The organism is Pseudomonas carassii, from assembly GCF_036324045.1.
Classification (GTDB): Bacteria; Pseudomonadota; Gammaproteobacteria; order Pseudomonadales; family Pseudomonadaceae; genus Aquipseudomonas; species Aquipseudomonas peradeniyensis.
In genome coordinates, this window is record NZ_JAZDCT010000038.1 from 1 (window position 1) to 19,719 (window position 19,719).

Sequence of the window (19,719 nt, forward strand, 5' to 3'; positions counted from 1 at the left end):
TGGCCGGCGCGCGGCGGCCTTCTGAGCGGATCAAGACCCTGTAGGAGCGGCCTGGTGCCGCGAAAGGGCTGCGAAGCAGCCCCGGCGGTCTTGCATGATGCGAAGATCTGGGGGGCGCTTCGCACCCCTTTCGCGGCACAAGGCCGCTCCTACAGGTATCGGTGAATGCCGAGAGAATCAGGGCTCAAGCCGCGCCTGCAGCTGTTCCAGCCCATCGTTGAGCGCCTGCTCCAGCTCGCGCTTGTAGCGCAGGTACAGGCTGGTGGACCCCTGCTCGTCCTCCAGCAGCTCGGACAGGTCGAGGTCGGTGATGTAGCAGCGGTAACGGCCGCTGCTGCGGCGCTGGCTCAGGATCTGCCGGGCGACCACGGCATACAGCTGGTCGCCATGCTCCAGTTCGGAAAACTCCTGCTGGTCGCAGTAGAGCGTGACGTGCACACCCTCGCCGGTCCCCACCTGGAGGATCGCCTGGACCTCGTAGTAGGCCTGGTTCTGACTGTCCATTGGCGTCTGTCGCGGCTCCAGGCTACGGGCCTTGCCGAGGCCGGAGGGCAGCAGTTGATAGTAAAGGATGTCCAGCGACGCCAGGGGCAGGCTGTCCAGGGGTAGCTGGGCGTCGCGGCGCATCAGCATTGACTGCAGGAAGCGTTGCAGCGGCAGCAGCAGGTGCTGCTCGTCCTGCAGCGGCAGCCGTTGCTGCCAGAGCGCGTTGTGCTCGTCGAGCACGTACAGGTCGGCCCAGCCTTCGAACAGCCGGTAGAACACCTGGATGCAGCCGGGGCGGCCCTGGGCCAGGACCAGCGGCAGGTCGTGGTCCTGCAGGGCATGGGCGTCCAGATGCAGCGGGCTGTAGCGGCTGCGCTCCTCGCCGAGGGCCGCGAGCACCGCGTCGTGGTCGGCGAGGCTGGCCAGGGTCACTTGCCCGGGCTGCAGGTCGAGGATGTGGGTGTGCTGGGCCACCTGCAGCAGGTAACGGTGATTCATACCCTGGTCGAGCAGCAGCTGCACGGTGTCGAAGATGTCCTCGACCCGCTGGCTGATGGCCTGGGCGCGGTTGTGGCAGTAGCAGCGCACTCGCACCCGCGGGCGGTGGCTGCGCTGGCCCAGGCTGTTGAGGAAGTCGCGCAGGCAGCGCACCAGCGCATGCTCGCCGTCGTAGCGCTGCACCAGCACTTCGTTCCAGCTGTTGAGGGTGATCTGGTCGAGGGTCAGCACCAGGTTTTCGCGCACCCCGGCGTAGCTCAGCGAGTCGGTGCGCTCGGTGGTCATCAGGATGTTCAGGTCGCGGTGATGGCGCAGTGGATCGACCCCGACATTCACCAGCAGCAGGATCTCATCGGCCACGCTCGGTTGCAGCAGGCGCACCTCGCTGACCGTCTCCAGCGGCAGGGGGATGCTCTGTTGCAGGCTGCCGATCAGGTTGAACAGCTCGAACTCGCTCAGGTCGCTGGCGCCAGGGTGCAGGGCCAGGCGGGTGCCGCTGTCGATCACGCCGTTGCGATGGGCCCAGGTGAGCAGTTCGAGCAGTTCGCGGCAGCGCTTGATCGGGCTGAAATGCTCCCACTCGTGCACGCCGAGGTTGCCGTTGTACAGGCCCCAGTGATGGGTGCCGGGTTCCTTGCGGTTGGGCGAGTGCACCAGGGTGAGGGTGTCTTCGGCCAAGTCCGGAGCGATGCCCGGGTTGATCACCTCGATCTTGCCGGCCCGACGCTCGAAGGCGGCGTACAGGCGCCGACCGAGGACGTTCAGGTCGCGCTGGTCGGCGCGGCTGTTGGCGTTCTGCAGGCGGGCGAATTGGGTCAGGAAGCGGTAGCTGTGGTTCAGCTCGGCCACCAGTTCGCGGCGCTCGACCGCCACCTGGCGTACTTTCCACTGGCTGCGGCTGTCGAGCAGCGCCAGCTGGCGCTCGTCCCAGCCCCATTCCTCGGTCAGGCGCCCGAGCAGCTGGCGCTGCCAGCCGCCGCTGCGGGTGCGGCCCAGGTCGCTGAGCTTCTTGTTCACCTTCAGGTACAGGCTGCGCCGCACCAGTTCCAGGCGCGCCGATTCGCCGCGCTGGAGCAGGTAGCGTTCGATGCGCCGGTAGACCATGACGTAGGGGTCTAGCTCGTCCAGGTCCAACTGGTTGGCGAACACGGCCTGCTTGTAGTCCAGGCTCAGGCAGCGCACCTGCGGGTGTTCGCTGGCGTAGGCTTCGGTGAGCAGCAGCTTGAGCAGCGACTTGTAGGGCGAGTCGATGCCCTTGAACAGTTGCCACAGCCCGGCGCCGACATACTCGCCAGGCGGTATGTGCGCCAGGTTGCCGAGGTCCAGGGCGTCGGTGATGCGGATGAAGCGCTTGGACAGCAGGGTCTGGGTAAAGTCCCGGTAGTTATGCTCCTGGTACACCGGCACCAGCCACCACAGCGGTGTGCGCCCGGCCAGCCAGATGGCGGTGCGGTAGAACTCGTCGAGCAGCAGGTAGTGCTGGGTGGTGCCGCAGTCGTCGGAGCTGAGCTGGCTGTCGCGCTCGCCCTGGACGAAGCCGCGGGGCTCGATCAGGAACAGGTGCGCCTCGGCGCCCTGGCTGGCGGCCCAGGCCTCGAGCAGCTGGCATTTGCGCCGCAGGTCGGCCAGGGCCTGCTCGTCCAGGTCGGGGGCGTGGCAGACCCACAGGTCCATGTCGCTCTGCTCGGCCTGAGCCAGGGTGCCCAGGCTGCCCATCAGGAACAGGCCGTGGATCGGTTGCGGCGGCTTGGTGTGGCGCGGCTTGTAGGTGAACGAGCGGGTCAGGCGCTGGGCCTCGGCCAGCAGGTCGCTGTCGGGCTCGAAGCCGGACACGCCGGCGGGGGTGGTGCCCGAGACATAGCCCGGCAACAGCGGGTGATTGACGTGGAAGAACAGTGGCAACAGGGTGAGGACCTGCTGCTGGCGCGTGGACAGCCCCTCCATGGCCCGTGCCAGGCGGCCCTGGTTGATCTTCAGGAAGCGCGCGCGCAGCTTGGACAGCTCCTTGCGGTCGATGCCTTGGTCGAGATCGGGGCGGATTTCATGGGGGTGGTTCATTGCGCACTCAGGCAGGCAGGGGGAGCACTGGCGAGTTTAGCCTGAGTGGAGCGGTCGGATAAGGGGTTGGTGGCTTTTTGACGTCAGTTTTACAACGTTCGTCTGGGGGCTCATCGCGGGGCAAGCCCGCTCCCACGGGGTGAGGGCGGGCTTGGTGAAATCAGGCGGGCTGCGGGGTCTTTAGGATGGTCAGGAGCAGTTGGACGCTTTCGGCGGCGTCGTTGCCCAGGCTGGTGAGGTAGCCACCATCAGGCTGGTCGGTGAGCTCTTTGTCGTACAGACGCTGGGCGGCGGCGATCAGGGCCGGGGAGGCGCTGCTGCCAACCTTGATGCCTTCCTGGTGGCTGTCCAGGTTGAACAGGGCAAGCACTTCCAGTTCGGCGATCAGTTCCGGGGTGAAGGACATGGGCAACTCCTGACTTCGAGACAAGGATGGAAGTCAGGAGTGTAGACGGGCTTATTCGATGTCGCTTTGATCCGCCTCAGGTGGCAGCTCCGGCAGGGCGCGCAGGGCGGTTTCATACCATTCGGTGTTGAACGGGCGGTCTTCGTCGAGCATGGCGTCGATTTCGATGGCCAGCACATGGGCCATGAGGTTGAGGATGTCCTCGCGCTCGTAGCCGACCAGGGTCAGCTTGTTGAAGGTGGCCTTGGCCGCCGCGGGTTCGCCGCTTTCGATCTGGTTCTCGATGGCCTGGGTGAGGGTGGCCTCGGTGAAGGCTTCTTCGTCGTTGCCGTCGATCTCGTCGTGCTCGCTCATGGCGGTACTCCTGTGGTGAAGCGCACAGTGTGCCATGTCTGCGTTGGCAATGCCCGGCCATCAGCGCCGAGCATGGCACTGGCCAAGGGACGGGCAGGGGGCTATAACAGCCGGGCCAACCCCATACGGCCTTGGAGGCTGTCTCAATGCTCAAGCTTCATGGATTCGCGGTCAGCAACTACTACAACATGGTCAAGCTGGCCTTGCTGGAGAAAGGCGTGCCCTTCGAGGAGGTACCGTTCTTCGGCGGTCAGTTGCCTCAAGCCCTGGCCATCAGCCCTCGCGGCAAGGTGCCGGTGCTGCAGACCGAGCACGGTTTCATCAGCGAGACCGGGGTCATCCTCGACTACATCGAGCAGACCCAGCCGGGCAAGGCGCTGCTGCCGGCCGACGCTTTCGGGCAGGCCAAGGTGCGCGAGCTGCTGCGGGAGATCGAGCTGTACATCGAGCTGCCGGCGCGTACCTGCTACGCCGAGGCGTTCTTCGGCGCGGCGGTGGAGCCGCTGATCAAGGAGCGGGCGCGGGCGGACCTGCTGGCGGGTTTTGCCACCCTCAAGCGCAATGGGCGGTTCCAGCCTTACGTGGCCGGTGAGCAACTGACCATCGCCGACCTGATGTTCTGCTTCTCGGTCGACCTGGCCTGCGCGGTGGGCAAAAAGGTGCTGAACGTCGATTTCCTGGCGGACTTCCCGCAGGCGGCGGCGTTGCTGGAGAAACTGCGAGAGAACCCGCACATGGCGCGGATCGTGGCAGACAAGGACGCGGCGATGCCGGCGTTCCTCGAAATGATCAAGAGCAAGCGCTGAGGCCACAAACGATCGCGGGGCAAGCCGGCGGCCCGACTTGCCCCGCGATGGCGTTATCAGCGCGAAGCCAGTAAGGCCTTGCCGCGTGCAACGGCTGCACGCACCTGGGCCGGCGCGGTGCCGCCGATGTGGTTGCGGGCGTTGACCGAACCTTCCAGGGTCAGCACGGCGAACACATCCTGCTCGATCTGGTCGCTGAACTGACGCAGCTCGTCCAGGCTCATCTCGGCCAGGTCCTTGCCGGTATCGACGCCGTACTTCACCGCATGGCCGACGATCTCGTGGCAATCACGGAACGGCAGGCCGCGGCGTACCAGGTAGTCGGCCAGGTCCGTGGCGGTGGAGAAACCGCGCAGGGCCGCTTCGCGCATGATCGCGTGCTTGGGCTTGATCGCCGGGATCATGTCGGCAAAGGCGCGCAGCGAGTCGCGCAGGGTGTCGGCGGCGTCGAACAGCGGCTCTTTGTCTTCCTGGTTGTCCTTGTTGTAGGCCAGCGGCTGACCTTTCATCAGGGTCAGCAGGCCGGTCAGGGCGCCGAACACGCGGCCGCTCTTGCCGCGCACCAGCTCCGGCACGTCCGGGTTCTTCTTCTGCGGCATGATCGAGCTGCCGGTGCAGAAACGATCAGGCAGGTCGACGAACTGGAACTGGGCGCTGGTCCACAGCACCAGCTCTTCGGAGAAGCGCGACAGGTGCATCATCGCGATGCTTGCCGCCGAGCAGAATTCGATGGCGAAGTCGCGGTCCGAGACGCTGTCCAGCGAGTTGCCGCCCACGGCCTCGAAGCCCAGCAGCTTGCAGGTCAGTTCGCGGTCGATCGGGTAGGTGGTGCCGGCCAGGGCGGCGCTGCCCAGGGGCATGCGGTTGGCGCGCTTGCGGCAATCCACCAGGCGCTCGTAGTCGCGGCTGAGCATCTCGAACCAGGCCAGCAGGTGGTGGCCGAAGGTCACCGGCTGCGCGGTCTGCAGGTGGGTGAAGCCGGGCATGATGGTCTCGGCCTCGCGCTCGGCCTGCTCCAGCAGGCCCTGCTGCAGGCGGGTGATCTCGGCCAGGATCAGGTCGATCTCGTCGCGCAGCCACAGGCGGATGTCGGTGGCCACCTGGTCGTTGCGGCTGCGGCCGGTGTGCAGCTTCTTGCCGGTGATGCCGATGCGGTCGGTCAGCCGCGCCTCGATGTTCATGTGCACGTCTTCGAGGTCGACGCGCCAGTCGAAGGTGCCAGCCTCGATTTCGCCCTGGATGGTCTTCAGGCCATCGATGATGGTGTCGCGCTCGGCATCGGTGAGGACGCCGACCTGCGCCAGCATGGTGGCGTGGGCGATCGAACCCATGATGTCGTGGCGGTACAGGCGCTTGTCGAAATCGACCGAGGCGGTGAAGCGGGCGACGAAGGCGTCGACGGGCTCACTGAAGCGGCCGCCCCAGGACTGATTGGTCTTGTCGGTGCTCATGGATTCACTCGTTGAAGGCGTGAACGGAAAAAGTGCGGCGATCATAGCAGGGTTGCGCCCGCCGCCGCAGGGCGCTGGTCGCGAGAATCGTCCGGTTACAAGGGGGTGCGGCATATTCAACGATTGAACGGCAGTGTTCCACGGAGCGTCTACAGTTGGACAAAGGACTGGTGCTGAATCTGCCAGACCAGTGAATCTTTGGCCTTCGCACCGGTCTGTAGCGTGACCGCGTTTCGGTCGCCCCACACTTGTCTACGCTATACCCGTGCGAGACTCACTCAGGAATCCAGCGCAATTATGAATGTCCTGATCGTTGATGATGAACCCCAGGCCCGCGAGCGCCTGAGCCGGCTGCTTGGCGAGCTGGAGGGGTACACCGTGATGGAACCCAGCGCCACCAACGGCGAGGAGGCCCTGACCCTGATCGAAAGCCTCAAGCCCGACGTCGTGCTGCTGGATATCGGCATGCCGGGCCTCGATGGCCTGCAGGTCGCCGCCCGGCTGTGCGAGCGCGAGTCGCCGCCAGCGGTGGTGTTCTGCACCGGCGACGATGAATACGGCAGCGAAGCCTTCAGGGACAGCACCCTGAGCCATGTCGAGAAGCCCATCCAGCCGCAGGCTCTGCGCGATGCCCTGCGTCGGGCGGAAAAACCCAACCGTGCTCAGCTGGCGGCATTGACCCGCCCCGCCGGCGACGCCGGTGGCGGCCCGCGCAGCCATATCAGTGCCCGTACCCGCAAGGGCATCGAGTTGATCCCCATTCCCCAGGTCATCTACTTCATCGCCGACCACAAGTACGTCACCCTGCGCCATGAAGCGGGCGAGGTGCTGCTCGATGAACCGCTCAAGGCCCTGGAGGACGAGTTTGGCGAGCGTTTCGTGCGCATCCACCGCAACGCGCTGGTTGCCCGCGAGCGCATCGAACGGCTGCAGCGCACGCCGCTGGGGCATTTCCAGCTCTATCTCAAGGGCCTGGAAGGCGACGCCCTGACCGTCAGCCGCCGCCATGTGGCAGGGGTGCGCAAGATGATGCAGAGCCTGCACTGAAGGTGTCTGCACAAACCTCTGAATCTGCTCGGCCCTTGTGGGAGCGGCCTCGGCAAGGCCGCTCCCACACCAGACCGCGCATGAGCTATTGATCCGTATCTGCAAGCGATACTGACGATGCTGTTATCATCGGCGGTATTTCTCTGGATCGGTGCGTTTCATGTCCACTCGCGAAATCCGCATTGCCACCCGTAAAAGTGCCTTGGCCCTGTGGCAGGCCGAATACGTCAAAGCCCGCCTGGAACAGGCGCATCCCGGCCTGCTGGTGACCCTGGTGCCAATGGTCAGCCGTGGCGACAAGCTGCTCGACGCGCCGCTGGCGAAGATCGGCGGCAAGGGCCTGTTCGTCAAGGAGCTGGAAACCGCCCTGCTCGACAACGAGGCCGATATCGCCGTGCACTCGATGAAGGACGTCCCCATGGACTTCCCCGAGGGCCTGGGCCTCTACTGCATCTGCGAGCGTGAAGACCCGCGCGACGCCTTCGTTTCCAACACCTTCGCCAGCCTCGAGGCCTTGCCGGCCGGTAGCATCGTCGGCACTTCCAGCCTGCGCCGCCAGGCCCAGTTGCTGGCGCGCCGACCCGACCTCGAAATCCGCTTCCTGCGCGGTAACGTCAACACTCGCCTGGCCAAGCTCGATGCCAGTGAGTACGACGCCATCATCCTCGCCGCCGCCGGCCTGATCCGCCTCGGCTTCGAGGACCGCATCACTGCCTCCATCAGCGTCGATGACAGCCTGCCGGCGGGCGGCCAGGGCGCGGTGGGCATCGAATGCCGCAGCGCCGACGCCGAGATCCATGCCTTGCTGGCGCCGTTGCACCATGCCGACACCGCCGACCGGGTGGTGGCCGAGCGTGCCCTGAACAAGCGTCTCAATGGCGGCTGCCAGGTGCCGATCGCCTGCTACGCGGTGCTCGAAGGCGAGCAGCTGTGGCTGCGCGGCCTGGTCGGCCAGCCCTCCGGCGGCACCTTGCTGGTGGCCGAGGCCCGGGCGCCGCGTGCCGATGCCGAGCGCCTGGGCGTGCAGGTCGCCGAAGACCTGCTCGGGCAGGGCGCCGAGGCGATCCTCAAGGAAGTCTACGGCGAGGCCGGCCATCCGTGAGCCCATGGCGCCTGCTGCTGACCCGGCCTGAAGAGGACTGTGCGGCGCTGGCGCAGACCCTGGCCGACGCGGGCATTGCCAGCGCCAGCCTGCCATTGCTGGTGATCGAGGCGATTGCGCCGGACGCTGCGCAGGTGCAGCGCCTGCGCGCGATCACCGAGGCCCAGGCCATCATCGTGGTCAGCAAGCCGGCGGCCCGCCTGCTGCTGGAGCAACTGGCCCAGGCGGGGGTGACGCCGCCGCTCGCTGGTTGGTTCACGGTGGGCGAGGCAACCGCACGGATCCTTCAGGAGCACCGGCTGCAGGTGGCCTTTCCGGCGGCCGGCGACGACAGCGAAGCCTTGCTTGCACTGCCCGCCCTGCGCGAGGCTATCGCCGGGCCGGGACCCCGCGTCCTTATCGTTCGCGGCGTCGGAGGTCGTGAACTGCTGGCCGAGCGTCTTGCCGAGCAAGGTGCTAGTGTCGATTATCTGGAGTTGTATCGCCGCTGCCTGCCGCACTACCCCGCCACGACCCTCGCCCAGCGCATCGATGGGGAACGCCTCAATGGCCTGGTGGTCAGCAGTGGGCAGGGTCTGGAACACTTGCATCGACTGGCAGGTGCGGATTGGCTGCGGTTTTCCCGCTTGCCGCTGTTCGTGCCCAGTCCCCGGGTGGCCGAGCAGGCCCGAGCGCTCGGGGCGAAAGACATTGTGGATTGCCGTGGCGCCAGCGCCGCGGCCTTGCTGGCAGCCGTGCAGCGAACCGCTGCGCCTGCCCCTTAAGGCGCTAAGCTAGAGAGCGATGCGCCACCATGCAAAGGATGGATACGTGAGCGAAACTGTCTTGTCCAACACCGAACAGCCCGTGGCGCCCGAGGCGCCGCAATCCGCCACCGCCAAGCCCGCCCGACGCTCCGGCAACGGCCTGGCGCTGCTGGCCCTGCTGCTGGGCGCCGCCGGCGTCGCGGTCGGCGGCTGGGGCGTCTGGCAGGTCCGCCAGCTGCAAGGCAGCGAGCAAGGCCAGGGCGAACACCTGCAAGCCCTCAACCAACGCGCCGACGCGCTGCAGCAGCGCGAGCAGCAGCTCAGCGCGCAGTTGGCCAGCCTGCCGGCGGCCAGTGAACTGGAAGACCGTCGGCGCCTGGTGGCGCAACTGCAGGGCGACCAGCAGCGCCTGAGCCAGCGCCTGGAGACCGTGCTCGGCGAGAGTCGCAAGGAATGGCGCCTGGCCGAGGCCGAGCACCTGCTGCGCCTGGCCACCCTGCGCCTGTCGGCGCTGCAGGACATCACCAGCGCCAAGGCGCTGGTCGAAGGTGCCGATGAAATCCTCCGCGAGCAGAGCGACCCCGGCGCCTTCGCCGCCCGCGAACAGCTGGCCCGCAGCCTGGCGACGCTGTCCAGCACCGAGCAGCCGGATCGCACCGGGCTGTTCCTCAAGCTCGCCGCGCAACGCGAACTGGTGCAGCAGCTCAGCGCCCAGTCGCCGGAATTCGACAGCAAGGCCGACGCCATGGGCGCGCTGACCGCCGATGGCGACGGTGCCAGTCGCTGGTCGCAGTGGTGGGCGGAGATCTCCAAGTACTTCCAGATCGAGTTCAATGCCGACGACAACGTCCGCCCGCTGCTGTCCGGGCAGTCGCTCAACCAGTTGCGCCTGGCCCTGAGCCTGACCATCGAGCAGGCGCAGTGGGCGGCCCTCAACGGCGAGGCCAAGGTCTATGCCCAGGCCCTGGACGATGCGCGCAGCGTGTTGCTGGCCAACTTCAACCCGGACAACCCGCAAAGCAAGGCGATGCTCGACAACCTCAACCAGTTGGCCGAACAGCCGGTGTCGGTGGTCACGCCTGACCTGAGCGAGAGCCTGGCCGCAGTGCAGGCCTACATCCAGCGTCGCCACCTGCCGGCCGCCGCCGAAGGGGCCAAGCCATGAAGCGTGTCTACCTGCTGGCGGTGCTGGCGATCGTCGTCGCCGCAGCACTGGGCATTGCGATCGCCAAGCACAGCGGCTATGTGCTGATCGCCTACGGCGGCTTCCGCTACCAGTCGGGGCTGTGGGCGGCGCTCGGCGCGCTGGTCGGCATCATCCTGCTGCTGTTGCTGCTGCGCTACCTGGTCGGCCTGGTGCTGACCTCGTCCGGAGTGGTCAACCCGTGGTCGCGGCGCAACCGCAGCCGGCGCACCCGCATCGCTGTCGAGCAAGGCCAGCTGGACCTGGCCGAGGGGCGTTGGGCCAGTGCCCAGCGCCACTTGCAGCGGGCCGCCGAGTCCGATCGCCAGCCGCTGCTCTACTACCTCGGCGCGGCTCGCGCCGCCAACGAGCTGGGACGGGTCGAGGAGCGCGACAACCTGCTCGAACGCGCCCTGGAACGCCAGCCCCAAGCCGAGCTCGCCGTTGCCCTGACCCATGCCCAGTTGCAGATGGACCGAGGCGAGAGCGAGGGTGCACTGGAGGCCCTGCAGGCGATGCAGGTGCGTCACCCGCACAACGCCCAGGTGCTGCGCCTGTTGCAGCGCCTGCACCTGGAGCGCGGTGACTGGCCGGCGCTGATCCGTCTGCTGCCGGACCTGCGCAAGCACAAGGTGCTGCCCGCGGCGGAACTGGCCGACCTGGAACAGCGCGCCTGGGGCCAGAACCTGGGCCTGGCGGCGACCCGTGGCGAGGATTCGCAGACGGCACGTCAGGCGCTCGAGCGCGCCTGGCAGCAGCTGACCAACGCCCAGCGCCAGGAACCGCAGCTGGTGTCGGCCTACGCCGAGCAACTGCGTCAGGTCGGTGCCCAGGGCGAGGCCGAGCAGGTGCTTCGCGGCGCGCTCAAGCGTGGCTATGAGAGCCACCTGGCGCGTCTGTACGGGCTGGTACGCGGCGACGATCCGGCGCGCCAGCTGCAGACGGCCGAGGGCTGGCTGAAGGAGCATCCACAGGACCCGAGCCTGCTGCTCACCCTCGGCCGGCTGAGTCTGCAGAACCGCTTGTGGGGCAAGGCACGGGATTATCTGGAGAGCAGTCTGCGCATGGAGCGCAATCCGGAAACCTGCGCCGAGCTGGCACGCTTGCTGGCCGGGCTCGGCGAGACCGAGCGCAGCAATCAGTTGTTCCAGGAGGGCCTGGGGCTGCTGGATGAGCGCCTGCTGGCGTTGCCGCTGCCGGAGGGTGTTCGGGCCTGAGGCCCAACCCTTTCAAGGTGTTGAGATGGGGCGTTCGACTTGGACTTGCCGGGGTCGCTTTGCGACCCTTTCGCGACACAAGGCCGCTCCTACAGGTGATCGCGCCATCCTGTAGGAGCGGCCTTGTGTCGCGAATGGGCTGCAAAGCAGCCCCGGCAATACTGAATTGAAGCGGCCATATCCGAAAAATCGCAAAGACCTTGAAAGGGATGGACCTGTCGCGCATCGCGGGCATACTTGCTTGTGCAGGTGCGATGTTTTGCCAGCGACGCGTTGCATTCTCTGATGAGCGATGACTCAAGACGCCCTCTACGTAGAGGGCGTCGAATCGTCCTTCGTCCGCGTCGGAATATTCCCACGTTCCACGAAAATGATTCCCTAGCCATTCAGCGACTTGTCTGCACTGTAGCGCCTTGATACAAAGCGCCCCTTTCCTCTACCGTTTCAAACCACTTCCTTCATTTTCGGATCACTTCTGCCCATGTCGCTGGCCTGCTTGCGCAGCTCGTTCCTTCCCGCCTTCCTGGCCGCCGTGGCGGTGCTGGTCGCATCGTTCCGTCTCGAGAACGTGGTCGGCCTGGACCCCTGCGCGTTGTGTTTCAGCCAGCGCCTGATGCTGGGCGGTTTTGCGCTGGCCTGCCTGGTCGCCACGCTCCACGCCGGCGGCCGTCGCTGGCATGCTTGGCTGGCGCTGCTGTTCGCGTCGGCGGGCGCCTTGCTGGCGGGGCGGCATGTCTGGCTGCAGGCCGAGCCGCTGCCGGTCAGCGGTTGCCACCTGCCCCTGGCACACCTGGTCGAACGCCCGTGGCACGAGATCCTGCAGGCGTTCCTGCTGGGCAGCCCGGACTGCGTGTCGGTCAACTGGAGCTTCCTCGACCTGACCCTGCCGGAATGGAGCCTGCTGGCGTTCCTGTTGCTGGCGGCGGTGCCGTTGTCGTGGCTGGTGCTGTATCGATTGCGCCAAGACCCGGCGGGTTGATCCACGGCAATGCACCGGGTGTTGCGCGACCAGCGGTGGCCGGCAACGGGATTAAACGCTTGTATGAACTTTGTCTGCTGCGTACCTTGAAGGGCAGGTCGCGCGGGAATAATCTCCCAGCACGCTTACCGAAAATACAACTGCTCGATGCCGTTTGCTGATGTCACCTTTGTGCCACGGTGTTGTGTCGCGAGGTGCAGCGGCATCTACCCAGAAGGGAAGAGATCGCCATGCTCGATAGTTGCCAGAACGCCCAGGAACGCTGGGGCGGTGTTCACAAGCTGATCGATCGTTGGCTGGAGGAGCGCCAGGAGCTGGTGCATGCCTTCCGCGCCTTGCGCGATGCCAAGCCGGCCTTTGCCGACAAGGACAAGAACCGCGATTTTTGCGCGCTCCTGGTCGACTATGTCTCGGCCTGGCACTTCGAAGTCAGCGAGCAGCTGGTCAGCGAAGCCAAGGCCTTTGGCGATACCAAGGCCCTGGAGCTTGCCACACAGATCAACCCGCGTATCGATGACAGCACCCAGATCGCGCTGGCTTTCAACGACCATTGTGAGAAGGGCGAGTGCACCGACCCCGAGCGCTTTGCGGATAAGCTGGGCAAGCTGGGCGGCCTGTTGCGAGAGCGCTTCGAGCTGGAGGACTGCCTCATCGAAGTGCTACATACCGCGCACAAGGAAGAGGACGCGCTGCAGGCCTGATTCAGTCGGCCACGTCCAGCAGTTCGATCTCGAACACCAGTGGGGTATAGGGTGCGATCAGGTCACCCGCACCGTCGGCGCCGTAGGCTTGCGCCGACGGGATCACCAGCCGCCACTTCGCCCCCGCTTTCATGCGTGGCAGCGCCACCTGCCAGCCCTCGATCACCGAGTCCAGCTTGAACCATTGCGGTTGCAGGTTCTGGTCGAACACCGTGCCATCCGGCAGTTTCCCCACATAGCGCACCTGCACGCGACCGCTGGCCTTGGGTTGCGCGCCGTTGCCGCTGGCGAGTTCGCTGTAGAGGATGCCCTCGGGCAGCTCGCGGACCCCGGCCTTGGCCCGTTCACCGGCGATGAAGCGGTTTTCCGCTTCCACCAGTTTGTCCACCTGGGCCTGTTCGGCGGCGGCGTTGGCTTGCGTCTCGTGCTGCTCGAGGATCGCCTGCATGCGTGATTTGGCAATGCGTGGCGGCTGGCCCTGGTAGGCCTGGCGCAGGCCTTCGACCAGGGCGTCGAGCTGCAGGCCGGGGACTTCCTGGCGCAGGCGCTCGCCCAGGCTGGCACCGAGGCTGTAGGCCAGATCGCTGTCGTTGGCGGGGGCGGTTTCGGCGTTGGCGAGGGAGAGCGGCATCACCACGCACAGGCCCAGAATCAGATAACGAGGCATGGACGGTTCCTGCGGTAAAGAGCGCAAAGTATGCCAGCGTTGTTGGGCGAAGATGTGTAAATATCGGCAGTGCACTAATGGGCAACTACACTTGTTTCCAGCTGCAAGACAACAACTTTGCCCAGGCATGCAACGCGGCGCTACTGAGACTGTCAACATGCCCTAGCGGCGGTAGCAGCAGAAGCATAGTATGAGCCGCACTCTCGTCAGCCAGGAGGTAAACCATGTCGGCCAAGAAGAAAGCAGTCAGTACGCCGTTGCACCTGCTCCAGCAACTTTCGGGTAGCTTGCTCGAACATTTGGAAGATGCCTGCTCCCAAGCGCTGGCGGATGCCGAGAAACTGTTGGCCAAGTTGGAAAAACAACGTGGCAAGGCCCAGGAGAAACTGCACAACGCTCGCCTGAAGTTGCAGGACGCCGCCAAGGCCGGTAAAGCCAAGGCCCAGGGCAAGGCGCAAAAAGCCGCGGGTGAACTTGAACACTTGCTCGATTCGCTCAAGGATCGCCAGGCCCAGACCCGTACTTATATCCAGCAACTCAAGCGTGATGCCCAGGAAAGCCTGAAACTGGCCCAGGGTGTCGGCAAGGTGCGTGAGGCGGCCGCCAAGGCCCTGGACTCGCGTACTACGGCACCGAAAGCGGCCGCGAAACCTGCTGCCAAACCAGCGGCCAAGCCTGCTGCCGCCAAGGCACCGGCGAGGACTGCAGCCGCGAAACCTGCCGCCAAGCCAGCGGCCAAACCGGCTGCTGCCAAGGCTCCCGCGAAAACCGCTGCAGCGAAACCTGCCGCCAAGCCAACGGCCAAGCCTGCTGCTGCCAAGGCACCGGCGAAGACTGCAGCCGCGAGACCTGCCGCCAAGCCAGCGGCCAAGCCTGCTGCCGCCAAGGCGCCGGCGAAGACCGCCGCCGCGAAACCTGCCGCCAAGCCAGCGGCCAAGCCAGCTGCTGCCAAGGCACCGGCGAAGACCGCCGCCGCGAAACCTGCCGCCAAGCCAGCGGCCAAGCCAGCTGCTGCCAAGGCACCGGCAAAGACCGCTGCAGCGAAACCAGCAGCCAAACCAGCGGCCAAGCCTGCCGCCGCCAAGGCTCCGGCCAAGCCAGCAGCAGCCAAGCCCGCCGCCAAACCTGCAGCCAAGCCAGCAGCCAAACCGGCCGCTGCCAAAGCTCCGGCCAAGCCTGTAGCCAGCAAGCCAGCCGAAAGCAAGCCAGCCACGCCGCCCGCCAGCGCCACCCCGGCGCCTGCGACCAGCGCGGCCACGCCTGCGGCAACCGCCACACCGGCTCAGTCGCCGACTTCGGCGTCCTGAAGCTCACGGGCCGCGGCGCGCAGCTGATGCAGCGCGTCGTGGTCCCGGGCCTGGTCCGGCGCCAGCCGGGTCAGCCAGTCCTGCGCGGCGCCCGCTTGCGCAGGCCACTCGTGCGCCAACGCCTCCAGACGCTCCAGCAAGGTGCGTTCAGCCTGCAACTCCAGCGCCTTCACCTGCTCACGCATCACGCTCAGTCGCGGGTCGGCCAGCGCCTGCTCGCGCCATTGCCGGCGTAGCGCGCGCAGCGGCGTCACCACATCGCGTTGCCAGGGGCCGGCCAGGGCCTGCAGGGCGGCGATCCGCTGTTCATCGGCGGCCACGCTGCGGGCCTGCAGCCAGGTGCCGCAGAGCAGCAGGCAGACATCGCCGCCCAGTTCCTGGAGAGCCAGGCTGGCGGCTTCGACGCCTGGCCGGGCATACAAGGCCAGGGCGTGATTCCACAGGTCGGTGTGCATGGTTTCACTCGCGCCAGTGATCGGCGAAGCTGGTAGACTCCGCGACCATCATGATCAGACTATCGAACCTCACTTTACAGCGTGGTCCCCAGCGCCTGCTAGAAGGCGCCGAGATGACCCTGCACACCGGTCACAAGGCCGGCCTGATCGGCGCCAACGGCGCCGGCAAATCCAGCCTGTTCGCCCTGCTGCGCGGCGAGCTGTCGCCCGATGCCGGCGATTGCCTGCTGCCCGGCGACTGGCGCATTGCCCACATGCGCCAGGAGGTCGACACCCTCGACCGCATCGCCGTGGACTATGTGCTCGACGGCGATGCCCGCCTGCGCAAGGTCCAGGCAGATCTCGCGGCCGCCGAGCAGGCCCACGACGGCACCGCCCTGGCGCGCCTGCACAGTGAGCTGGACAGCGCCGACGGCTACACCGCCGATGCCCGCGCGCGCAAGCTGCTGGCCGGCCTGGGTTTCACCAACGAGCAGATGGACCGCCGCGTCGGCGACTTCTCCGGTGGCTGGCGGATGCGCCTGAACCTGGCCCAGGCACTGATGTGCCCGTCCGACCTGCTGCTGCTCGACGAGCCCACCAACCACCTGGACCTCGATGCCATCCTCTGGCTGGAAGAATGGCTCAAGGGCTACCCGGGCACGCTGCTGCTGATCTCCCACGACCGCGACTTCCTCGATGCCGTGGTCGACCATGTGCTGCATGTCGAACAGCGCAAGCTCAATCTCTACAAGGGCGGCTACAGCGCCTTCGAGCGCACCCGCGCCGAACGCCTGGCGCAACAGCAGCAGGCCTACGAGAAGCAGCAGGCGCAGCGCGCGCACATGGAAAAGTACATCGCCCGCTTCAAGGCCCAGGCCACCAAGGCCCGCCAGGCGCAGAGCCGGATCAAGGCCCTGGAGCGCATGGAGGAGCTGTCGGCGGCCCACGTCGACTCGCCGTTCGACTTCGTCTTCCGCGAGTCGGAGAAGATCTCCAGCCCCTTGCTCGACCTGTCCGAAGGCCGCCTGGGCTATGGCGACAAGGCCATCCTCGAGAAGGTCAAGCTGCAACTGGCGCCGGGTGCGCGGATCGGTCTGCTCGGCCCCAACGGCGCGGGCAAGTCGACCCTGATCAAGAACCTCGCCGGCGAGCTGCAGCCGTTGTCCGGGCGCCTGGTGCGCGGCGAGAACCTCGCCGTCGGCTACTTCGCCCAGCACCAGCTCGACTCGCTGGACGACAAGGCCAGCCCGCTGCTGCACCTGCAGCGCATCGCCCCGGGCGAGCGCGAGCAGACCCTGCGCGACTTCCTCGGCGGCTTCGATTTCCACGGCAACCGTGTCGACGAGCCGGTGGTGAATTTCTCCGGTGGCGAAAAGGCCCGCCTGGCCCTGGCGCTGATCGCCTGGGAGCGGCCGAACCTGTTGCTGCTCGACGAACCGACCAACCACCTCGACCTTGAGATGCGCCTGGCGCTGACCATGGCCCTGCAGGAGTTCGCCGGTGCCGTGGTGGTGGTGTCCCACGACCGTCACCTGCTCAAGAGCACCACCAACGACTTCCTGCTGGTGGCCGATGGCAAGGTCGACACCTTCGACGGCGACCTGGACGACTACAGCCGCTGGCTGGTCGAGTACCGCCAGCGCAACGCGCCGGTGAGCAGCACGCCCGCGAACCCGGACAAGACCGACAAGAAGGCCCAGCGCCAGGCCGCTGCGGCCTTGCGCCAGCAGTTGGCGCCGCACAAGAAGGCGGCCGACAAGCTGGAGACCGAACTCAACCAGGTGCACCAGCAACTGGCCGAGATCGAAACGGCGTTGGGCGACAGCGGTCTGTACGAGGCCTCGCGCAAGGATGAGCTGCGCGACTTGCTGGCCCGCCAGACCAAGCTCAAGCAACGCGAAGGCGAGCTTGAGGAAGCCTGGATGGAAGCCCTGGAGACGCTGGAAAGCATGCAGGCCGAGCTCGAGGCGCTGTCCTGATGGAGGAGCTGCGTTCGCTGCTGCCGGGGCAGTGGATGGACACGTTCTGGCTGGGGCTGCAGATCCTGCTGATCCTGATCGCCGCGTTCGTCCTGCAGCGCATGGTCGCCCGCGGCCTGCGCAGCCTGGGCGAACGCTACCCGTTGCCGCACGAGCTGATGGTACCGGTGCGCGGCGCACTGCGCTGGCTGATCATGGGCAGCGCGCTGCTGTTCGTGCTCGAGCGCATGGGAGTGTCCGCCACGGTGCTGTGGACGGCACTGTCGGGCTTCGTCGCGGTGGCGGCGGTGGCGTTCTTCGCCATCTGGAGCGTGCTGTCCAACCTGCTGTGCGCGGTGCTGATCTTCACCGTCGGGCCGTTTCGCATCGGCGATGTGGTCGAGCTGGTCGATACCCTCGACAAGCCGGGGGTGAAAGGCCGGGTGATCGCCATCAACCTGCTGTACACCACACTGATGGAGACGCCGGAGGCGGGCGGGGCGCTGGTGCAGGTGCCGAACAGCCAGTTCTTTCAGAAGGCCGTGCGGCGTTGGCGGGGGGCTGAAGCACCTGCTACAGCCAAGGACCCAGCCATCGAGGCCGATTAAGGCTGGCTCATTCGTCTGTAGGAGCGGCCTTGTGCCGCGAAAGGGCCGCAAAGCGGCCCCCACGAACGTTGCCAGTACTGAAACCCAGGGCTGCTTTGCAGCCCTTTCGCGGCACAAGGCCGCTCCTACAGGGAACGCGCAGGTCGGCGTGGCCAGCGGGTTTACCCGCGAAGAGGCCTGCAGAGACACTGCAAAAACCACTGGTTATTTTTTCGCCAACACCTTAGCTTAGCGGTTTGCAAAAGCTGTTCGAGCGAGGTGTGCGATGTCGATGGAAACGTGGTTGGCCTTCTTTGCCGCGTGCTGGGTGATCAGCCTGTCGCCGGGTGCCGGGGCAATCGCCTCGATGTCCAGTGGGCTGCAGTACGGTTTCTGGCGTGGTTACTGGAACGCCCTGGGCTTGCAACTGGGCCTGATCGTGCAGATCGCCATCATCGCCGCCGGTGTCGGCGCCATCCTCGCCGCGTCGGCCACCGCCTTCCAGGTCATCAAGTGGTTCGGTGTCGTCTACCTGGTCTACCTCGCCTACAAGCAATGGCGCGCTCTGCCGATGGACATGAGCGACGAGTCCGGCGTGCGGCCGATAGGCAAGCCATTGAGCCTGGTGTTCCGCGGCTTCCTGGTCAACGTCAGCAACCCCAAGGCGCTGGTGTTCATGCTGGCGGTGCTGCCGCAGTTCATCAACCCGCATGAGGCGCTGTTGCCGCAGTATGTGGCGATCACCGTGACCATGATCAGTGTCGACATGCTGGTGATGGCGGGCTACACCGGACTGGCTTCGCGGGTGCTGCGCCTGTTGCGCACGCCGAAGCAGCAGAAGCGCCTGAACCGCACTTTTGCCGGGCTGTTCATCGGTGCGGCGACGTTCCTCGCCACTCTGCGCCGGGCGCCGCTCTGATTTCGAACGTCCGATGATCATCGCGGGGCCAGTCGCATCGGCACCCCGCGATTGTTTTCAGCGCTGCTTGTCCACCAGCCCCTTGAGCAGATCCACCGGCAGCGGAAACACGATGGTCGAGCTCTTGTCCCCGGCAATCGACCCCAGCGTCTGCATGTAGCGCAGCTGCATCGCTCCCGGCTCCTTGCCCAGCATCTGCGCCGCCTGCATCAGTTTCTCCGATGCCTGCAGCTCGCCTTCGGCATGGATCACCTTGGCCCGTCGTTCGCGCTCAGCCTCGGCCTGGCGGGCAATGGCGCGGACCATCGACTCGTTGAGGTCGACATGCTTGATCTCGACGTTGGCCACCTTGATGCCCCAGGCGTCGGTCTGCGCGTCCAGCACCTCGCGGATGTCCGAATTCAGTTGCTCGCGCTCGGCCAGCAGTTCGTCCAGCTCGTGCTTGCCGAGCACGGCGCGCAGGGTGGTCTGGGCCAGCTGGCTGGTGGCGGTGAGGAAGTCTTCGACCTGGATGATCGCCTTCTGTGGGTCGAGCACGCGAAAGTACAGCACCGCGTTGACCTTGACCGAGACGTTGTCGCGGGTAATCACGTCCTGGGGCGGCACGTCGAGCACTACGGTGCGCAGATCGACCCGGACCATCTGCTGGATGCCGGGAATCAGGATGATCAGCCCCGGGCCCTTGACCTGCCAGAAGCGCCCGAGCTGGAACACCACGCCGCGCTCGTACTCGCGCAGGATGCGCAGGGCCGACAGCAGCAGTATGCCCAGCAGCACCAGCACGGCGCTGAATCCGAATTGCATGAACAT

At 66.2% G+C, this 19,719-nt stretch carries 19 protein-coding genes; 12 read left to right on the top strand and 7 right to left on the bottom strand.

The window, feature by feature from the left end:
- Positions 1 to 177: 177 nt before the first annotated feature.
- From V0R62_RS22500 to V0R62_RS22510, 3 genes are all read right to left on the bottom strand, one after another.
- Complete coding sequence (locus V0R62_RS22500; RefSeq protein ID WP_330105275.1) at positions 178 to 3,042, bottom strand: class I adenylate cyclase; 2,865 nt, start codon at positions 3,040 to 3,042, stop codon at positions 178 to 180.
- Between the two features lie 160 nt (positions 3,043 to 3,202).
- Positions 3,203 to 3,448 carry a TIGR02647 family protein gene (locus V0R62_RS22505; RefSeq protein ID WP_110697049.1) on the bottom strand — a complete coding sequence of 82 codons (246 nt, stop codon included), beginning with the start codon at positions 3,446 to 3,448 and terminating at the stop codon, positions 3,203 to 3,205.
- 51 nt (positions 3,449 to 3,499) lie between these two features.
- Complete coding sequence (locus V0R62_RS22510; protein ID WP_330105276.1) at positions 3,500 to 3,802, bottom strand: hypothetical protein; 303 nt, start codon at positions 3,800 to 3,802, stop codon at positions 3,500 to 3,502.
- A 146-nt stretch (positions 3,803 to 3,948) separates the two neighbouring features.
- On the opposite strand from V0R62_RS22510, the gene V0R62_RS22515 reads away from it, so the two are divergent.
- A complete protein-coding gene (locus V0R62_RS22515; RefSeq protein ID WP_330105277.1) occupies positions 3,949 to 4,608 on the top strand; it encodes a glutathione S-transferase in 660 nt (219 codons plus the stop codon).
- 56 nt (positions 4,609 to 4,664) lie between these two features.
- On the opposite strand, the gene argH is transcribed toward V0R62_RS22515, so the two are convergent.
- Positions 4,665 to 6,059, bottom strand: coding sequence for an argininosuccinate lyase (gene argH, locus V0R62_RS22520; RefSeq protein WP_330105278.1), 1,395 nt, complete (start codon positions 6,057 to 6,059; stop codon positions 4,665 to 4,667).
- Positions 6,060 to 6,356: 297 nt separating this feature from the next.
- On the opposite strand from argH, the gene V0R62_RS22525 reads away from it, so the two are divergent.
- The 7 genes from V0R62_RS22525 to V0R62_RS22555 all read left to right on the top strand — a co-directional run bounded on the left by V0R62_RS22525 (position 6,357) and on the right by V0R62_RS22555 (position 13,034).
- Entirely contained in the window at positions 6,357 to 7,106 is a 750-nt protein-coding gene (locus V0R62_RS22525) for a LytR/AlgR family response regulator transcription factor (protein ID WP_050703278.1), read from the top strand.
- 160 nt (positions 7,107 to 7,266) lie between these two features.
- Positions 7,267 to 8,208 carry a hydroxymethylbilane synthase gene (hemC, locus tag V0R62_RS22530; protein ID WP_330105279.1) on the top strand — a complete coding sequence of 314 codons (942 nt, stop codon included), beginning with the start codon at positions 7,267 to 7,269 and terminating at the stop codon, positions 8,206 to 8,208.
- Positions 8,205 to 8,972: a uroporphyrinogen-III synthase gene (locus V0R62_RS22535; RefSeq protein ID WP_330105280.1), complete on the top strand. Its 768-nt coding sequence runs from the start codon at positions 8,205 to 8,207 to the stop codon at positions 8,970 to 8,972. The genes hemC and V0R62_RS22535 overlap by 4 nt, the downstream gene beginning before the upstream one ends.
- 46 nt (positions 8,973 to 9,018) lie before the next feature.
- Positions 9,019 to 10,119, top strand: coding sequence for a uroporphyrinogen-III C-methyltransferase (locus V0R62_RS22540; RefSeq protein ID WP_186712149.1), 1,101 nt, complete (start codon positions 9,019 to 9,021; stop codon positions 10,117 to 10,119).
- Complete coding sequence (locus V0R62_RS22545; RefSeq protein ID WP_330105281.1) at positions 10,116 to 11,354, top strand: heme biosynthesis protein HemY; 1,239 nt, start codon at positions 10,116 to 10,118, stop codon at positions 11,352 to 11,354. Before V0R62_RS22540 ends, V0R62_RS22545 begins: the two co-directional genes overlap by 4 nt.
- Before the next feature lie 481 nt (positions 11,355 to 11,835).
- On the top strand, positions 11,836 to 12,333 hold the full coding sequence (locus tag V0R62_RS22550; RefSeq protein ID WP_330105282.1) for a disulfide bond formation protein B: 498 nt from the start codon (positions 11,836 to 11,838) through the stop codon (positions 12,331 to 12,333).
- A 230-nt stretch (positions 12,334 to 12,563) separates the two neighbouring features.
- On the top strand, positions 12,564 to 13,034 hold the full coding sequence (locus tag V0R62_RS22555) for an Rsd/AlgQ family anti-sigma factor (RefSeq protein WP_050703285.1): 471 nt from the start codon (positions 12,564 to 12,566) through the stop codon (positions 13,032 to 13,034).
- A gap of 1 nt (position 13,035) precedes the next feature.
- On the opposite strand, the gene V0R62_RS22560 is transcribed toward V0R62_RS22555, so the two are convergent.
- Positions 13,036 to 13,701, bottom strand: a complete 666-nt coding sequence (locus V0R62_RS22560; protein WP_330105283.1) for an FKBP-type peptidyl-prolyl cis-trans isomerase — start codon at positions 13,699 to 13,701, stop codon at positions 13,036 to 13,038.
- 224 nt (positions 13,702 to 13,925) lie between these two features.
- On the opposite strand from V0R62_RS22560, the gene V0R62_RS22565 reads away from it, so the two are divergent.
- Positions 13,926 to 15,008, top strand: a complete 1,083-nt coding sequence (locus V0R62_RS22565) for an AlgP family protein (protein WP_330105284.1) — start codon at positions 13,926 to 13,928, stop codon at positions 15,006 to 15,008.
- On the opposite strand, the gene V0R62_RS22570 is transcribed toward V0R62_RS22565, so the two are convergent.
- A complete protein-coding gene (locus V0R62_RS22570; RefSeq protein WP_330105285.1) occupies positions 14,984 to 15,463 on the bottom strand; it encodes a TIGR02444 family protein in 480 nt (159 codons plus the stop codon). The two genes, V0R62_RS22565 and V0R62_RS22570, sit on opposite strands and share 25 nt — an antisense overlap.
- A 50-nt stretch (positions 15,464 to 15,513) precedes the next feature.
- Between V0R62_RS22570 and V0R62_RS22575 the strand changes: the two genes are divergently transcribed.
- From V0R62_RS22575 to V0R62_RS22585, 3 genes are all read left to right on the top strand, one after another.
- The gene (locus tag V0R62_RS22575) at positions 15,514 to 17,424 is read left to right on the top strand and encodes an ATP-binding cassette domain-containing protein (protein ID WP_330105286.1); all 1,911 of its coding nucleotides are present in this window, start codon (positions 15,514 to 15,516) and stop codon (positions 17,422 to 17,424) included.
- Positions 17,424 to 18,011 (top strand): mechanosensitive ion channel family protein, encoded by a 588-nt coding sequence (locus V0R62_RS22580; RefSeq protein ID WP_330105287.1) that lies wholly within the window; start codon positions 17,424 to 17,426, stop codon positions 18,009 to 18,011. The genes V0R62_RS22575 and V0R62_RS22580 overlap by 1 nt, the downstream gene beginning before the upstream one ends.
- Positions 18,012 to 18,276: 265 nt before the next feature.
- Positions 18,277 to 18,909 carry a LysE family transporter gene (locus tag V0R62_RS22585; RefSeq protein ID WP_330105288.1) on the top strand — a complete coding sequence of 211 codons (633 nt, stop codon included), beginning with the start codon at positions 18,277 to 18,279 and terminating at the stop codon, positions 18,907 to 18,909.
- Positions 18,910 to 18,966: 57 nt separating this feature from the next.
- On the opposite strand, the gene V0R62_RS22590 is transcribed toward V0R62_RS22585, so the two are convergent.
- Entirely contained in the window at positions 18,967 to 19,719 is a 753-nt protein-coding gene (locus tag V0R62_RS22590) for a slipin family protein (protein ID WP_186712140.1), read from the bottom strand.

Coding starts and splice junctions, on each gene's coding strand:
- V0R62_RS22555 (WP_050703285.1), top strand. CDS start 12,564: ATGCTCGATAGTTGCCAGAACGCCCAGGAACGCTGGGGCGGTGTTCAC.
- V0R62_RS22550 (WP_330105282.1), top strand. CDS start 11,836: ATGTCGCTGGCCTGCTTGCGCAGCTCGTTCCTTCCCGCCTTCCTGGCC.
- V0R62_RS22525 (WP_050703278.1), top strand. CDS start 6,357: ATGAATGTCCTGATCGTTGATGATGAACCCCAGGCCCGCGAGCGCCTG.
- hemC (WP_330105279.1), top strand. CDS start 7,267: ATGTCCACTCGCGAAATCCGCATTGCCACCCGTAAAAGTGCCTTGGCC.
- V0R62_RS22560 (WP_330105283.1), bottom strand. CDS start 13,701: ATGCCTCGTTATCTGATTCTGGGCCTGTGCGTGGTGATGCCGCTCTCC.
- V0R62_RS22570 (WP_330105285.1), bottom strand. CDS start 15,463: ATGCACACCGACCTGTGGAATCACGCCCTGGCCTTGTATGCCCGGCCA.
- V0R62_RS22590 (WP_186712140.1), bottom strand. CDS start 19,719: ATGTTCATGCAATTCGGATTCAGCGCCGTGCTGGTGCTGCTGGGCATA.
- V0R62_RS22585 (WP_330105288.1), top strand. CDS start 18,277: ATGTCGATGGAAACGTGGTTGGCCTTCTTTGCCGCGTGCTGGGTGATC.
- V0R62_RS22580 (WP_330105287.1), top strand. CDS start 17,424: ATGGAGGAGCTGCGTTCGCTGCTGCCGGGGCAGTGGATGGACACGTTC.
- V0R62_RS22575 (WP_330105286.1), top strand. CDS start 15,514: ATGATCAGACTATCGAACCTCACTTTACAGCGTGGTCCCCAGCGCCTG.
- V0R62_RS22565 (WP_330105284.1), top strand. CDS start 13,926: ATGTCGGCCAAGAAGAAAGCAGTCAGTACGCCGTTGCACCTGCTCCAG.
- V0R62_RS22505 (WP_110697049.1), bottom strand. CDS start 3,448: ATGTCCTTCACCCCGGAACTGATCGCCGAACTGGAAGTGCTTGCCCTG.
- V0R62_RS22510 (WP_330105276.1), bottom strand. CDS start 3,802: ATGAGCGAGCACGACGAGATCGACGGCAACGACGAAGAAGCCTTCACC.
- V0R62_RS22515 (WP_330105277.1), top strand. CDS start 3,949: ATGCTCAAGCTTCATGGATTCGCGGTCAGCAACTACTACAACATGGTC.
- argH (WP_330105278.1), bottom strand. CDS start 6,059: ATGAGCACCGACAAGACCAATCAGTCCTGGGGCGGCCGCTTCAGTGAG.
- V0R62_RS22545 (WP_330105281.1), top strand. CDS start 10,116: ATGAAGCGTGTCTACCTGCTGGCGGTGCTGGCGATCGTCGTCGCCGCA.
- V0R62_RS22500 (WP_330105275.1), bottom strand. CDS start 3,042: ATGAACCACCCCCATGAAATCCGCCCCGATCTCGACCAAGGCATCGAC.